This window comes from Serratia sp. NFX21 (genome assembly GCF_048517035.1).
GTDB classification, from domain to species: Bacteria; Pseudomonadota; Gammaproteobacteria; order Enterobacterales; family Enterobacteriaceae; genus Serratia; species Serratia quinivorans.
The window spans coordinates 4,398,699-4,412,211 of record NZ_CP183196.1; the positions used below are offsets into that span (position 1 = coordinate 4,398,699).

Genomic DNA, 13,513 nt, shown 5'->3' on the forward strand with positions numbered 1-13,513 from the left:
AATGTGTTACTCAAAACCCAGCAGTTTTTCTTCGAGTTGTTCAACCTGTTGCTGGAGTTTGTCCAAAAAACGCAGCTTACGCACGGTGTCAGCGGCATCCATCCACTGCTGGCTATCGAGTTGCTGAATCATCAGAGCGCTGCGTTGTTTGACCGTCTCGTTCACCCGCGCGCCAAAGCTGGCCAACTGGGTTTGTGCATCTGCTTTGCGCTCAATAGCGTTCGAGCTCCTCGCGCAGTTCCAACTGTTCCATCAGGAACGCGGTATCACGCATAGTGTGCTGCTCGTTGCCCAAATCAAAGCCGTGCAAAGATAGCATATACTCCGCGCGTTTTAATGGGTGCTTCAGCGTTTGGTAGGCTTCATTGATAGTCGCTGCCTGTTGTAACGCCATCAGGCGTTCGCGTTCTGGCTGACTTGCAAAACGATCGGGATGGAATTGGCGCTGCAGATCCTGATAGCGAGAGGCAAGCAGGCTGCCGTCCACGGGATAGCGAACTGGCAGCCCGAATAAAGTAAAGTAATCCATAGCGTGCTCTGGGCGTTATCGGATGAAGTTCCCCCGCACCTGGCGGGGGAGCACGATGGACTGTCAGACGTTGAAACTTTCGCCGCAGCCACACTCGCTTGAGACATTGGGGTTGTTGAACTTGAAGCCTTCGTTCAGGCCTTCCTTAACGAAATCAAGCTCGGTGCCGTCAAGGTAGACCAGGCTCTTGCCGTCAATGATCACCTTAACGCCTTTGTTTTCAAAAACGATGTCGTCATCGTTCATATCGTCAACAAATTCCAGCACATACGCCATCCCGGAGCAGCCAGAGGTTCTCACCCCCAGACGCAGGCCAAGGCCTTTGCCACGGTTATTCATAAATGCCTGAACGCGCTGTGCAGCGCTGTCGCTCATGGTAATTGACATCACAACCTCACACTTCAAAGCCCAACCAAGGCCGGGCTAAATGACTCAGAAATAATTACTTGGCGCTGTGTTTGCTCTTGTAGTCGGCAATCGCTGCTTTAATGGCGTCTTCGGCCAGGATTGAGCAGTGAATTTTTACCGGCGGTAATTCCAGTTCTTCGGCGATCTGCGTGTTTTTGATCGCTTCGGCCTGATCAAGAGACTTGCCTTTCATCCATTCGGTCACCAGCGAGCTGGAGGCGATGGCGGAACCGCAGCCGTAAGTCTTGAAACGGGCGTCTTCAATGATACCTTCATTGTTGACTTTGATCTGCAACTTCATCACGTCGCCACAGGCCGGTGCACCCACCATGCCGCTGCCAACGCTAGGATCTTCGTTGTCGAAAGAACCCACGTTACGCGGGTTTTCATAGTGATCGATTACTTTTTCGCTGTAAGCCATGACCTTGCTCCTGAATCCTGAGAATTAATGATGTGCCCATTCGATGCTGTTGATATCCACGCCCTGTTTGAACATGTCCCACAGTGGAGACAGGTCACGCAGACGGCCGATGGATTTACGCACCAGTTGAATGGTGTAATCGATCTCTTCTTCTGTGGTGAAACGCCCCAGAGAGAAACGGATCGAGCTATGCGCCAATTCGTCAGTCATGCCCAACGCGCGCAGCACGTAGGATGGCTCAAGGCTGGCGGAGGTACAGGCAGAACCCGAGGATACGGCCAGGTCTTTCAGCGCCATGATCAGCGACTCGCCTTCAACATAGTTGAAGCTGACGTTCAGGATGTTAGGCACCCCGTTCTCCAGAGAGCCGTTCAGATACACTTCTTCCATATCTTTCACGCCGTTCCACAGACGATCGCGCAGCGTGCGCAGACGTGCCATTTCCGACGCCATTTCTTCTTTGGCGATACGGTAGGCTTCGCCCATACCGGCGATCTGGTGTACTGGCAGGGTACCGGAACGCATACCGCGCTCATGACCACCGCCGTGGATCTGGGCTTCGATACGGATACGTGGCTTACGACGCACGTACAGTGCACCAATGCCTTTCGGGCCATAAATTTTGTGGCCGGAGAAAGACATCAGATCAACTTTCAGCTTGCTCAGGTCGATAGGCAATTTGCCCACGCTCTGGGTAGCATCAACGTGATAAATGATACCGCGCGCACGACACATTTCGCCGATAGCTTCGATATCCTGCACCACGCCGATTTCGTTGTTCACGTGCATGATAGAAACCAGAATGGTGTCCTCACGCATCGCGGCTTCGAGGGCCTGCAGGCTGATAATACCGTTGCTCTGAGGTGCCAGATAGGTCACTTCAAAGCCTTCACGCTCGAGCTGGCGACAGGTGTCCAGCACGGCTTTGTGTTCGGTTTTGCTGGTGATAATGTGCTTGCCTTTCTTTTGATAGAAATTGGCAGCGCCTTTGATCGCCAGGTTGTCGGACTCGGTGGCTCCGGAAGTGAACACGATTTCGCGCGGGTCAGCGCCAACCAGTTCAGCAATTTGGTTACGGGCGATATCTACCGCCTCTTCCGCCTGCCAACCGAAACGGTGGGAACGGGAAGCCGGGTTACCAAAAGTCCCGTCCAGAGTCAAAAATTGCATCATTTTCTCAGCAACGCGCGGATCAACCGGCGTCGTTGCTGAGTAATCCAGATAAATCGGTAATTTCATTGCTCTTGTGCTCCGTACATCACTTCCAAAAACTAAAAAAATATCGCCAGCTGCTTATGCGCGCAGATTAACGTTGATAGTTTCTTGCGGACGACCGTTGGCCGTGCGACGGGTATCGTTGTTTTGACGGTCCGCCACCACCAGCACGTCCTGGTTGTTCACCAGTTCAGCCAGCGTAATGTTGTTCAGGAACCCGCTGATGCGCTCGCTCAGATCACGCCACAGGGTATGGGTCAGGCAGCGATCGCCACCCTGACAGCCTTCTTTACCCTGGCAACGGGTTGCGTCTACCGATTCATCGACAGCAGTGATGACTGCACCTACGGCAATCTCACTCGCGTCTTTGCCCAGCAGATAACCACCGCCCGGTCCACGTACGCTGGCCACCAGGCCATTCTTGCGCAGACGGGAGAATAATTGTTCCAGATAAGAGAGCGAGATACCCTGGCGCTCAGAAATATCCGCCAGAGGAACGGGCCCTTCCTGGGAGTGCAATGCCACGTCAAGCATAGCGGTTACGGCATAACGGCCTTTGGATGTCAGTCTCATAGCTAAGTGGTTACCTGTTGGTCAAACATGGCCGAAAGTCTGACATTCCTGAGTAAATCAGTCAACTATTTAACCTAGTAATTTACTCAAGTATTAGCACGTTTTGGACTAAGCCAGATAATATGCATATAAAATACACATTATAACCGTTAGATAACTAATACTATTACCGCAAGCCGTCATTTCACATCAAATTAATTACCTTGATGTTTGTCCTGTTTCTCGATCGACGTCAGCATACCGCGCAGGATATTCAGCTCTTGAGCTTCCGGCCGCGCACGGGTGAATAAACGACGCAAACGGCTCATGACCTGCCCCGGATGAGAGGGACGGATAAAGCCACTATGCTGCAGCGTTTGTTCCAGATGCTGATAGAAGCGTTCCAGGTCATCGACCAACGGATACGGCGTTTCTTCCAGTTGTGGCGCGCCTGCCTGTTGACGATCGAGGTAAGCCACACGCACTTCATAGGCCAGAATTTGCACCGCCATCGCCAGATTCAACGAGCTGTAATCCGGGTTGGCAGGGATGGCGACATGATAATGGCATTTTTGCAGCTCATCATTGGTCAGGCCGACACGTTCACGGCCGAACACCAGCGCTACCGGCGCATGTTCACCTTCGTGCACGGCGCGGATGCCGCATTCGCGCGGTTCCAGCATCGGCCACGGCAAGGTGCGCGAACGCGCACTGGTGCCCACGACCAGACTGCAGCCGGCAATGGCGTCATCCAGAGTGTCAACAATAGTGGCGTTGCCGATCACGTCGCTGGCACCAGCGGCCAGGGCGATCGCCTGAGAATCAGGTTTTATCAGCGGATTAACCAAATAAAGGTTGGTTAATCCCATGGTTTTCATGGCTCTGGCGGTCGAGCCCATGTTACCGGTATGAGAGGTTTCTACCAGAACAATGCGGATGTTATGCAGCATACAAACTCTGAGCGTAGCGGAAAATCACAGCAGCTTAACACAGCCGTAGGCATTTTGCCGAACACCTGCTATACTTCGCGCCGTTTCCTGTTCTTTAACATCCTAGTTGGAAGATACCCATGCATCCGATGCTGACGATCGCCGTGCGCGCTGCGCGCAAGGCCGGTAACCTGATTGCCAAAAACTACGAAACCCCGGACGCTGTAGAAGCGAGCCAGAAAGGGACCAATGACTTTGTCACTAACGTCGATCGCGATGCAGAGCATCTGATCATCGACGTCATTCGCAAGTCCTATCCGCAACATACTATTGTTACCGAAGAACGCGGCGAATTGGTCGGCGAAGATAAAGACGTACAATGGGTGATCGATCCACTGGATGGCACATCAAACTTCATCAAACGTTTCCCACACTTCTCAGTTTCCATCGCCGTACGCATTAAAGGCCGTACTGAAGTGGCTGTGGTTTACGATCCAATGCGTAACGAACTGTTCACCGCCACCCGCGGTCAGGGCGCACAGCTCAACGGTTACCGTCTGCGCGGCACCAATGCCAAAGATCTCGATGGCACCATTCTGGCGACCGGCTTCCCGTTCAAGGTTAAGCAGCACGCAACTCCATACATTAATGTGGTTGGCAAATTGTTCACTCAGTGTGCCGACTTCCGTCGTACCGGTTCTGCCGCGCTGGATCTGGCCTATGTGGCCGCCGGTCGCGTTGACGGTTTCTTCGAAATTGGCCTGAAGCCATGGGATTTCGCCGCAGGTGAACTGCTGGTACGTGAATCCGGCGGCCTGGTGACCGACTTTGTTGGCGGCCACAACCACTTCAGCTCCGGCAACGTGGTAGCCGGCAACCCGCGCGTAGTGAAAGCCATGCTTTCCACCATGCGTGAAGAACTGAGCGAAGCGCTGAAGCGTTAATATCGCGAAGTGAATGAATAAAGAAAAAGCGCTGCAATTTATTGCAGCGCTTTTTTTATGCCCGTCAGCGGGAGAAAGGCCGGATGCCGCCGATAAACTCCGACTGGGCAGTGAGATACAGCAACAGCCCGGCGAACAGCAAAATCAGGCCACCGGCCAGCGCCAGCGAACCCCAGGCCACCGCACTCCAGGCCGCAGGTGCACGCGATTGGCTGAGACGTACCGCCAATCGGCGACTGTAATGCACCAACAAGGCCAATAATGAGATGGTCAGTGAGGTGCCCAGCGCCATGGCCAACGCCGAGAAAACGCCCCAGACAAACACGCCAATCACCTTGGAAAACAGCAACACCAGTATTGCGCCCGAGCACGGCCGCATTCCCATCGCCAACACGATGGCGGTCTGCGTACGCCAGTCGCTACCCGCCTGCAGTTCGCTGTCGCTCGGCATATGGCGGTGACCGCAGCCGCAATGCTCACTGTGAACGTGGTCCGCCGGCAGCGGTTGCAGGCTGTTGATTCGCAGCGTTGGCGACGGACGCATGGCTTTAACCGCATAATACAAACGCTTCAACGCTCGCCAGCTCAGCAACACCCCGAGCAGCATCACCAGAATAAAACTGCCTTTCTCGAGCCAGAAACTGCTCTGGTGCAGTTGCCGGGACGACAGTTGCAGTACCACCAGCATCAACGTCACCAGCGCGATCGCCACCAGTCCCTGCACCAACGACGCGGCAAAGGTCAGTTTCAGGCTGCTTTTCAACCGCGCCGGATGGGTAGCCAGGTAGGTGGCAATCACCACTTTACCGTGGCCGGGGCCAAGGGCGTGCAGCACGCCATAACTCAGGCTGAACAACATCAGCGCCAGTCCGGCCTGTTGCGGTGCCGCTTTTACCTGCTGCAACAAACCCGCCAATTGCAGGTGCAGCCCTTTCTGCCACACCACGCTTTGCATCAGTAATTGCGGCCAATAGTGCCACGCCAACTGCGCGCCCAGCATCAGCAACACGGCAAACAGCAGCAGCGGCCACAGGCTGAAAGCCCAGTGTCGCTTACGCGCCCGGTGCTGGCTGAGATTTATTGACATTGCAGGCTAACCCGCTGGGCGAACTGTTGCCCCAGCGCCATATCTTCGCCGGGTGAATCGTTTTTATCGAGGGACAATGCGTAAGCCTGTAAAGAGGAGTCCGGTTTGGGCGTCATCAGTTTGAATTTGCACTGCGAAGCCATCTCCGGCGGCAAATGCAATGCCGTTTTATCTTTATAAGTCATATCGACAAAATAGGTGGGATCGTAGGTGGAGATCTCAAACGGCTTACCCGCCAGCGGCTGCGGTTCGGCCAGCGGCAGTACAAACTCCAGTACCGCCTGGTGCCCCTGGCGTGACAGGTGGTATTCCGTTGGCAGATTCAGGTATTTCACCGGCTTGCCGTCGCGATAGACATCCGTAAAATAGTGTTGCCCCAGAACATTGGCCATCACTTCCGCCGCCAGCTTTTTCCATATTTCCGAGTCTTTTTTGGCATTTTGTGCATCGTACAGCAGATCTGCCGAGGTGATTTCATCCATAACCCAAACCATTTTCAAGCCAACCAGCTGTTGATCCTTCGCCACAAAGGTGGTGTTCATATCAATAAAGCTGTGCGGGTGAGCCACAGCGCCGGCGCTCAATAGCATTAGAAAACCGGCCAAAACAAAGCGTAACTTCATCATCAAAAGATACTCATTATTGTTATAAAGTAACATAAACCGTTCTTCAACCGCCGCGATCTCGCCCAATATTTGTGACGAAAGTTGTAAGCCGAAGTAAAACCGGGTGCCGTTGCCGCGCCGCGCATCACCTTTTGCTATGCTTATTCATAATTTAAACGTTACCTGCCCGAAGGTGATATGAGCCTGGACACTGCCCCCGTGCCTGAGCTCTCCGGTCAACAACGACGCTGCCATCTGTTATTGATGTTGTATGCGCCGGTGCCCGCAGTACAACTGGAGACTATCAGCCAAATTAATGGCGTTTCCCCCCCGATTACCCGGCAAGATATAGCCGAGGTTGCCAGTGAAATCCAGCGTTTCCACCATCTGGAGATCGACGGTAACCCCGACGAGGGTTACCGGATCAGGGGCAGCGCACTCAACCAACGCCTCTGCCTGCTCCACTGGCTGCGCAGAGCCCTGCGCTGTAGCCCGGAATTTATCGATCAACATTTTTCCCGCTGGTTACAGCAAGCTCTGGGGCAAAGCACCGATCTGACACCGCAGCTGGAACAGTGCATCAGCGAGTATGAAGCGCTGGTCAACCGCAGCTTTGATCGACGCGATCGTCAGTTTCTGCAACACTACCTGCGCTACTGCGCATGGGAGAACCAGCGCCGGCGGCACCCGACATTCAGCCCCGCACAGCGCGACTGGCTGCATCAGAAGCCGGAACATCAGGCGACCGCCTTGCTGCATCAATCATTGAATCAGTTATTTGCCCTGCCACCCGAAACCAGCGAAAACGATTTTCTGGTGCTGATGTTTACCATGCTGAAAAATCACAGCTACCACAGCAATGACTCAACGGAAGATCTGCGATTAATGGCAGCGATTGAAAATATGGTCGAGCGCTTCCAACAGATTTCCGGCATGACTTTTAGCAGTAAAGAGGATTTGATCAGCCAGCTGTTCGCCCATCTGGCCCCTGCGGTAGAACGCTGTCGCTTTGAGATTGGTATCGATAACACACTGCTGGAGGAAGTTGAACGCAAGTATCCGCGCCTGATGCGTACCGCCCAGGAGGCACTGGCCCCGCTGGAACAGGAATACGGTATTCATTTTTCCAGCGAAGAAGCCGGGCTGGTCGCCATCAGTTTCGGTGCCTGGTTGATGCAGGGCAATGCGTTGCAGGAAAAACAGGTGTTATTGCTGACGCTGGACAACCCGCAGTTGGAAGATGAAGTGGAATATCAGATCCGCGAATTAACGCTGCTGCCGCTGAATATCAAGTATTTGCCACTGCGCGACTATCTGCATTCTGGCGCGCCGCAGGGAGTCACCCTGGTGATCACCCCCTATGCCACGGAGCACAGTGCGCCACAGCCGCCGCTGATTTATACCGAATTGCCATTAGCGCGCCAGCAGCGCAAATTCATCCGTGCGCTGCTGGAAACCTCTTAGCGGCTGCTGCTGACCACAACGGCCGGTGGGCGGATAAACAACGCCGGCAACACCACTGCCGCCATCACCCAGAACACCCCACCCTGCAGATGCTCGAACAGGAAACCGGCGATCACCGTCATAATCGCAATACCGCCGCCCATCGCCAGAGCCGAATAAACCGCCTGCAGCCGGATCACTTCCGGCCCCTTGCGCGCGGCGATAAAACGCATCGCTGCCAGATGGCAAACGGTAAAGGTGCCGCAGTGCAGAATTTGGATCACCAGTAGCCACCCCAACTCGGTGCTACTGGCCATCAGGCTCCAGCGCAGTATCCCGCAACAGGCGGAAAGCAGTAGCAGATTGCGCGCATTCCAGCGGCGGAACAGGAAATTGCTGCTGGCAAAAATAACCACTTCGGCCACCACGCCCAGCGACCACAAGTAACCAATGGTCGAAGCCGAGTAACCCGCCTCCTGCCAATAAATAGAGCCGAAACTGTAATAACCGGCATGCGCGCCCTGCAGCAGAGTGACGCACAACAGGAAGCGCCAGACGGGCCCTTCCTTAAGCATCTCCCACAGAGAACGTTCGGTTTCGCTGTGGGTGCGCGTTTCCCCCTGCGGCATCACGCTCGGTTTCAGCATCATGCCCAACAGCATCGCCAGTATGCTGATTATCAGGCTGTAGAGAATGGCGCTATGGCCCCAGACGGAAACCATCTGCCCGGTCAGCGCCGAACCAATCACAAACGCCAGCGAGCCCCATAGCCTGACCCGGCCGTAATCCATGGTGATTTGTTTTTGCCAGGTGCCGGCCAGTGCGTCGGTGAGCGGAACCAACGGTGAAAAGAACAGGTTAAAGCCGGCGATCACCAGCATCAGCCAGCCCCAGCCGTTGCCGAAACAGAACCCAATGGCAAAAGCCAGCGTCAGCAATGCCAGCAGGCGCAATGCCGTCACCAGATGGGCGGGATCTTTTACCCGGGGAGCAATCAACAAACTACCGAGGAAGCGCGCAACCAGACCGGCGCCAAGCAGAATACCGATGGTTTCAGGCGGTATGCCCTCACCTTTTAACCAAACGCCCCAAAAGGGTAAGAAGATGCCGTAAGAAAAAAAGTAGGTGAAGTAACTGAGAGCTAGCCAACGCGTAGATTGCAGAACCATGATCCCTCCGGTGTGAGGGCGATACTTTGACAGAGCTCACACTGGCTAGCAATGTTCATTCACAGTCGAGGGAGTAGAGTGCTAGGGAGTTCACAGTTTATTCCCATAATCAGGGCGCAGCTTGCCGCTACCCTGATTATGGAGAGATAGCTATTTAGCCCAACAAATGGTCCGGGCCGAACCCAAGTGGGAAAAGCTCAGAAATATCGTGTACATAGTACTCATCCAGGCTGTTAGCGATAATGATTTGGATATCCTTGCCGAATTCATAAATCATTTGGCGGCACACGCCGCAAGGCCCGGAATAACCTTTAGCCTTGCTTTCACCCACTCTGGGGCCGCCGATCACCACAATCATCTCAAAACTGCGCTCGCCTTCGGAGACCGCTTTCAGGATCGCCACGCGTTCTGCGCAGGTGGTTGGCGAATAAGAGACGGATTCGACATTGCAGCCGGTGAACACCTTGCCGCTCTTGGTGATCAATGCCGCCCCCACGGTAAAGTTGGAATAAGGGGCATAGGAAAACTCTCTGGCCTGGGAGGCGGCAGCAATCATTTCTTGAATCTTGGCTTTGTCTTCCATTCTAATTTCTCCTTTTGATTGAATTCAATATATTGCACCAGAAGGCGGTATAACTTTCCCATTGCATAAATTGCGGCCCACCCCAATGAGGGGAGCAATCAGCGGCAAAGCAGGCAACATGGCCTTCTTGATACTTACCCACCACCAGCAGAGGATCGCCGTTAATTTCGGCTAATGTTTCGCTGCCGGGTTTGGCAATAAATTTGTTATAGCCCAGTAAGGGCGGCCATTCATTTAAATGACGGGTAATCTCGTGAGTCTTGCTTAATGTGAGGGGCTTGCAGCCTTGCGGTAACTCAACGCGGTCGTCGTGGTCTAACATTTCAACCGGTAATACTTCGGCAAGGATGGTGTTTTTATAATTTGCTTTTGCCTCTATGCCGGTAAAGGAAAGATAACCGCCTATCATTAACGCACCGCCCCCCATAGCGACATAGTCTTTTATCAGTGACAGAGCATTGGTCATCATCTCCATTTTATAAAAGGTTTTATTTTGCAATAGGAAGGTATTACTGCCGATATCGCTAATCACGACGACATCATAAACCAGCAGTTCGTCTAACGTTTGTGGGAAGGCATTTTGAACTGTATGCGCCGGCATATAGTCGATGGAAATACCGGCGCTGCGCAGACAGGACAACAGATACTCTGCCCCCTCTTCATATTTACTCGAGGTAAAACTGTCAAAGCCTTTAGAGTGGATCATGTGAATATGCCATGACTCACCAATAAACAAAATCTTCATTGCAACACCTCCTTATGTCGGTTGATTTTAAATACCGCCGGGATAAATATTCCTTAATCGAGCCTGCCAGAGGGTTTAAATGACCAAGCCCGCTACCGCTGCCGATAAGAAACTCACCAGCGTTGAGCCATACAGCAGTTTCATACTGAAACGGGAAACCACGTTCCCCTGCTCCTCGTTCAATGCTTTAATCGCCCCCGCCACAATGCCCACCGAGGTGAAGTTGGCAAAGGAAATCAGGAATACCGACAAGATCCCTTCGGCGCGGGGCGACAGAACGGCTTTAATCTGTTGCAACTCAGTCATGGCGACAAACTCGTTGGCGACAATCTTGGTCGCCATGATGCTGCCAACCTGCTGCGCCTCATGAGCCGGCACGCCAAGCACCCAGGCAAATGGATAAAGCAGATAGCCCAGCAAGCCTTGAAAACTGATGCCAAACAGGCTGCTAAACAACGCGTTGATGGCGGCGATCAGGGCAATAAAGCCCAGCAGCATGGCGGCAATGATTACTGCGACCTTAAAGCCGGCAAGAATATATTCGCCCAACATTTCAAATAAACTTTGTCCACGATGCAGATCCTGCATCTCAACCTCTTCTTCCAAATCGACACGATACGGATTAATCAGTGACAGCACGATAAATGTGCTAAACATATTCAGAATCAATGACACTACGACATAGCGGGCATCAACCATATTGATATAGGCACCGACCATAAAAACCGAGACGGTTGACATCGCGGTGGCTGCCATAGTGTAAATGCGATTTTCGGACATCTTGCCCAGCACGTCTTTATAAACGATAAAGTTCTCTGACTGCCCCAGCAACAATGCGCTGACGGCGTTAAAAGACTCCAACTTGCCCATGCCATTGACTTTGGACAACACCGTCCCCACTACCCGAATAATAATCGGCAACAGATTGATGTGCTGAATAATACCGATCAATGCAGAAATAAAAATAATAGGACACAATACATTGAGAAGGAAGAATGCCAGCCCTTGCGCCCGCATTCCGCCGAATAAAAAGTCAGTGCCTTCACCGGCAAACAGCATCAAACCGTTAAACACCGTAGAAACCTGTGCCGTAAATCCGGTACCCATATCAGAACGAAGGAACAGCCAGGCAAGTAATACTTCAATCACCAGCAGCTGAATAATATAGCGGATCTTAATTAACTTTCGGTCATGGCTGACCATCAATGCCATTATCGTCACTAACAGACACGAGAGGATAAAGTGAATAACCTGCGTCATACGACACTCCATAGTATAATAACCGTCCTTTTTCAAGGTATACCATGAGAGCAAATAACAATCATATAGACTTACATCACATAACACCGTCTGTAAACAAGGTAATTAATTAAAAGACGACAAATATCACACCCTATCGTTGATATATATATCAATAACTAATATTAATGACGGAAATATATATACGACGTTCAATCTCTAACCGTCGCCTAAAGGTAAAAAAAAACCGGTCACCCAAGTGACCGGCCTGACGCCTCAGCGTTTTTTACAGCAATGGAAATTATGCGTAGACCGGCAGGCGGGCGCAGATATCCAGTACTTTCTTCTTGGTGCGTTCGATGGTGGCTTCATCGTTGATGTTGTCCAGCACGTCGCAGATCCAGCCGGCCAGTTCACGCACGTCAGCCTCTTTGAAGCCGCGGCGGGTCACTGCCGGAGTACCGATACGCACACCGGAGGTGACGAACGGGCTCTTGGGATCGTTTGGCACGCTGTTTTTGTTCACGGTGATGTTGGCGCGGCCCAGTGCAGCGTCAGCTTCTTTACCGGTCAGGTTCTTATCAACCAGATCCAGCAGGAACAGGTGGTTATGAGTGCCACCGGAAACCACTTTGTAGCCGCGCTCCAGCACCACTTCCACCATGGCTTTGGCGTTTTTGGCCACTTGCTGCTGGTAAATTTTGAACTCAGGCTCCATGGCTTCTTTCAGCGCCACCGCTTTACCGGCGATCACGTGCATCAGCGGGCCGCCCTGGCCGCCTGGGAACACCGCGGAGTTCAGCTTTTTATACAGATCTTCATCACCGCCTTTCGCCAGGATCAGGCCGCCGCGCGGACCTGCCAGGGTTTTGTGGGTGGTGGTGGTCACGATATGTGCGTGAGGGACCGGGTTCGGATAAACGCCGGCGGCGATCAGACCCGCTACGTGCGCCATGTCAACGAACAGGTAAGCGCCGATGCTGTCGGCGATTTCGCGCATTTTTGCCCAATCAACGATACCGGAGAAGGCAGAGAAGCCGCCGATGATCATTTTTGGTTTATGAGTCTGTGCCTGCTTGGCCAGATCTTCGTAGTCGATTTGACCTTTTTCGTCGATGCCGTAAGGCACCACGTTATACAGTTTACCAGACAGGTTGACCGGTGAACCGTGGGTCAGGTGGCCGCCGTGCGCCAGGTTCATGCCCAGAATGGTGTCGCCCGGCTGCAGCAGCGCGGTGTAAACAGCGAAGTTCGCCTGGGAACCGGAGTGTGGCTGGACGTTGGCGTAATCTGCGCCGAACAGCTCTTTTGCGCGATCGATGGCCAGTTGCTCAACGATATCCACATATTCGCAGCCGCCGTAATAACGCTTGCCCGGATAACCTTCAGCGTATTTGTTGGTCAACTGGGAGCCCTGGGCCTGCATTACGCGCGGGCTGGTGTAGTTCTCAGACGCAATCAGCTCAATGTGCTCTTCCTGACGCACAACTTCTTGCTCCATTGCACGCCACAGTTCGGCATCGTAATCAGCAATGTTCATTTCACGCTTTAACATCCGGCTTCTCCTGACTAAATCAGCTAACTAAAAAATCACCAAATAACTACCCGTTCGGGTTCTGGGCCACAGTGTAAACTGTTTCGCCC

At 52.9% G+C, this 13,513-nt stretch carries 14 protein-coding genes and 1 pseudogene; 2 read left to right on the forward strand and 13 right to left on the reverse strand.

Translation table 11 applies throughout. From position 1 onward, the window contains the following. Nucleotides 1-6: 6 nt before the first annotated feature. The 6 genes and pseudogenes from hscB to trmJ form a co-directional block, all read right to left on the reverse strand. Nucleotides 7-529 (reverse strand): annotated as a pseudogene (gene hscB / locus ACNT1W_RS20545) (co-chaperone HscB). A gap of 63 nt (nucleotides 530-592) precedes the next feature. Next, nucleotides 593-916: an iron-sulfur cluster assembly protein IscA gene (iscA, locus tag ACNT1W_RS20550; RefSeq protein ID WP_012146332.1), complete on the reverse strand. Its 324-nt coding sequence runs from the start codon at nucleotides 914-916 to the stop codon at nucleotides 593-595. Nucleotides 917-971: 55 nt separating this feature from the next. Next, nucleotides 972-1,358, reverse strand: a complete 387-nt coding sequence (gene iscU / locus ACNT1W_RS20555) for a Fe-S cluster assembly scaffold IscU (protein ID WP_012146333.1) — start codon at nucleotides 1,356-1,358, stop codon at nucleotides 972-974. Nucleotides 1,359-1,382: 24 nt separating this feature from the next. After that, the gene (locus tag ACNT1W_RS20560) at nucleotides 1,383-2,597 is read right to left on the reverse strand and encodes an IscS subfamily cysteine desulfurase (protein WP_012146334.1); all 1,215 of its coding nucleotides are present in this window, start codon (nucleotides 2,595-2,597) and stop codon (nucleotides 1,383-1,385) included. A 54-nt stretch (nucleotides 2,598-2,651) separates the two neighbouring features. Next, nucleotides 2,652-3,146, reverse strand: a complete 495-nt coding sequence (gene iscR, locus ACNT1W_RS20565; RefSeq protein WP_012146335.1) for a Fe-S cluster assembly transcriptional regulator IscR — start codon at nucleotides 3,144-3,146, stop codon at nucleotides 2,652-2,654. Nucleotides 3,147-3,340: 194 nt separating this feature from the next. Next, on the reverse strand, nucleotides 3,341-4,075 hold the full coding sequence (gene trmJ / locus ACNT1W_RS20570; RefSeq protein WP_012146336.1) for a tRNA (cytosine(32)/uridine(32)-2'-O)-methyltransferase TrmJ: 735 nt from the start codon (nucleotides 4,073-4,075) through the stop codon (nucleotides 3,341-3,343). Between the two features lie 119 nt (nucleotides 4,076-4,194). On the opposite strand from trmJ, the gene suhB reads away from it, so the two are divergent. Then, complete coding sequence (gene suhB / locus ACNT1W_RS20575) at nucleotides 4,195-4,998, forward strand: inositol-1-monophosphatase (RefSeq protein ID WP_012146337.1); 804 nt, start codon at nucleotides 4,195-4,197, stop codon at nucleotides 4,996-4,998. Nucleotides 4,999-5,062: 64 nt separating this feature from the next. On the opposite strand, the gene ACNT1W_RS20580 is transcribed toward suhB, so the two are convergent. Then, nucleotides 5,063-6,085 (reverse strand): nickel/cobalt transporter, encoded by a 1,023-nt coding sequence (locus tag ACNT1W_RS20580; RefSeq protein ID WP_259191070.1) that lies wholly within the window; start codon nucleotides 6,083-6,085, stop codon nucleotides 5,063-5,065. Further along, entirely contained in the window at nucleotides 6,076-6,711 is a 636-nt protein-coding gene (locus ACNT1W_RS20585; protein WP_232020733.1) for a DUF1007 family protein, read from the reverse strand. The genes ACNT1W_RS20580 and ACNT1W_RS20585 overlap by 10 nt, the downstream gene beginning before the upstream one ends. Nucleotides 6,712-6,888: 177 nt before the next feature. On the opposite strand from ACNT1W_RS20585, the gene csiE reads away from it, so the two are divergent. Next, a complete protein-coding gene (csiE, locus tag ACNT1W_RS20590) occupies nucleotides 6,889-8,154 on the forward strand; it encodes a stationary phase inducible protein CsiE (protein ID WP_419246087.1) in 1,266 nt (421 codons plus the stop codon). On the opposite strand, the gene ACNT1W_RS20595 is transcribed toward csiE, so the two are convergent. From ACNT1W_RS20595 to glyA, 5 genes are all read right to left on the reverse strand, one after another. Further along, complete coding sequence (locus ACNT1W_RS20595) at nucleotides 8,151-9,302, reverse strand: 3-phenylpropionate MFS transporter (RefSeq protein WP_112363255.1); 1,152 nt, start codon at nucleotides 9,300-9,302, stop codon at nucleotides 8,151-8,153. The two genes, csiE and ACNT1W_RS20595, sit on opposite strands and share 4 nt — an antisense overlap. 154 nt (nucleotides 9,303-9,456) lie before the next feature. Further along, nucleotides 9,457-9,885, reverse strand: a complete 429-nt coding sequence (cdd, locus tag ACNT1W_RS20600; RefSeq protein ID WP_012146342.1) for a cytidine deaminase — start codon at nucleotides 9,883-9,885, stop codon at nucleotides 9,457-9,459. 1 nt (nucleotide 9,886) lies between these two features. Then, a complete protein-coding gene (locus ACNT1W_RS20605) occupies nucleotides 9,887-10,630 on the reverse strand; it encodes a glutamine amidotransferase (RefSeq protein ID WP_012146343.1) in 744 nt (247 codons plus the stop codon). A gap of 75 nt (nucleotides 10,631-10,705) precedes the next feature. Then, nucleotides 10,706-11,890, reverse strand: a complete 1,185-nt coding sequence (locus tag ACNT1W_RS20610; protein WP_112363257.1) for a NupC/NupG family nucleoside CNT transporter — start codon at nucleotides 11,888-11,890, stop codon at nucleotides 10,706-10,708. A gap of 280 nt (nucleotides 11,891-12,170) precedes the next feature. Beyond that, nucleotides 12,171-13,424 (reverse strand): serine hydroxymethyltransferase, encoded by a 1,254-nt coding sequence (glyA, locus tag ACNT1W_RS20615; RefSeq protein WP_012146345.1) that lies wholly within the window; start codon nucleotides 13,422-13,424, stop codon nucleotides 12,171-12,173. Between the last annotated feature and the right edge of the window lie 89 nt (nucleotides 13,425-13,513).

Excerpts from the sequence above, each read along its gene's own strand:
- iscA (WP_012146332.1), bottom strand. The coding sequence starts at position 916 with ATGTCAATTACCATGAGCGACAGCGCTGCACAGCGCGTTCAGGCATTT.
- iscU (WP_012146333.1), bottom strand. The coding sequence starts at position 1,358 with ATGGCTTACAGCGAAAAAGTAATCGATCACTATGAAAACCCGCGTAAC.
- ACNT1W_RS20560 (WP_012146334.1), bottom strand. The coding sequence starts at position 2,597 with ATGAAATTACCGATTTATCTGGATTACTCAGCAACGACGCCGGTTGAT.
- iscR (WP_012146335.1), bottom strand. The coding sequence starts at position 3,146 with ATGAGACTGACATCCAAAGGCCGTTATGCCGTAACCGCTATGCTTGAC.
- trmJ (WP_012146336.1), bottom strand. The coding sequence starts at position 4,075 with ATGCTGCATAACATCCGCATTGTTCTGGTAGAAACCTCTCATACCGGT.
- suhB (WP_012146337.1), top strand. The coding sequence starts at position 4,195 with ATGCATCCGATGCTGACGATCGCCGTGCGCGCTGCGCGCAAGGCCGGT.
- ACNT1W_RS20580 (WP_259191070.1), bottom strand. The coding sequence starts at position 6,085 with ATGTCAATAAATCTCAGCCAGCACCGGGCGCGTAAGCGACACTGGGCT.
- ACNT1W_RS20585 (WP_232020733.1), bottom strand. The coding sequence starts at position 6,711 with ATGATGAAGTTACGCTTTGTTTTGGCCGGTTTTCTAATGCTATTGAGC.
- csiE (WP_419246087.1), top strand. The coding sequence starts at position 6,889 with ATGAGCCTGGACACTGCCCCCGTGCCTGAGCTCTCCGGTCAACAACGA.
- ACNT1W_RS20595 (WP_112363255.1), bottom strand. The coding sequence starts at position 9,302 with ATGGTTCTGCAATCTACGCGTTGGCTAGCTCTCAGTTACTTCACCTAC.
- cdd (WP_012146342.1), bottom strand. The coding sequence starts at position 9,885 with ATGGAAGACAAAGCCAAGATTCAAGAAATGATTGCTGCCGCCTCCCAG.
- ACNT1W_RS20605 (WP_012146343.1), bottom strand. The coding sequence starts at position 10,630 with ATGAAGATTTTGTTTATTGGTGAGTCATGGCATATTCACATGATCCAC.
- ACNT1W_RS20610 (WP_112363257.1), bottom strand. The coding sequence starts at position 11,890 with ATGACGCAGGTTATTCACTTTATCCTCTCGTGTCTGTTAGTGACGATA.
- glyA (WP_012146345.1), bottom strand. The coding sequence starts at position 13,424 with ATGTTAAAGCGTGAAATGAACATTGCTGATTACGATGCCGAACTGTGG.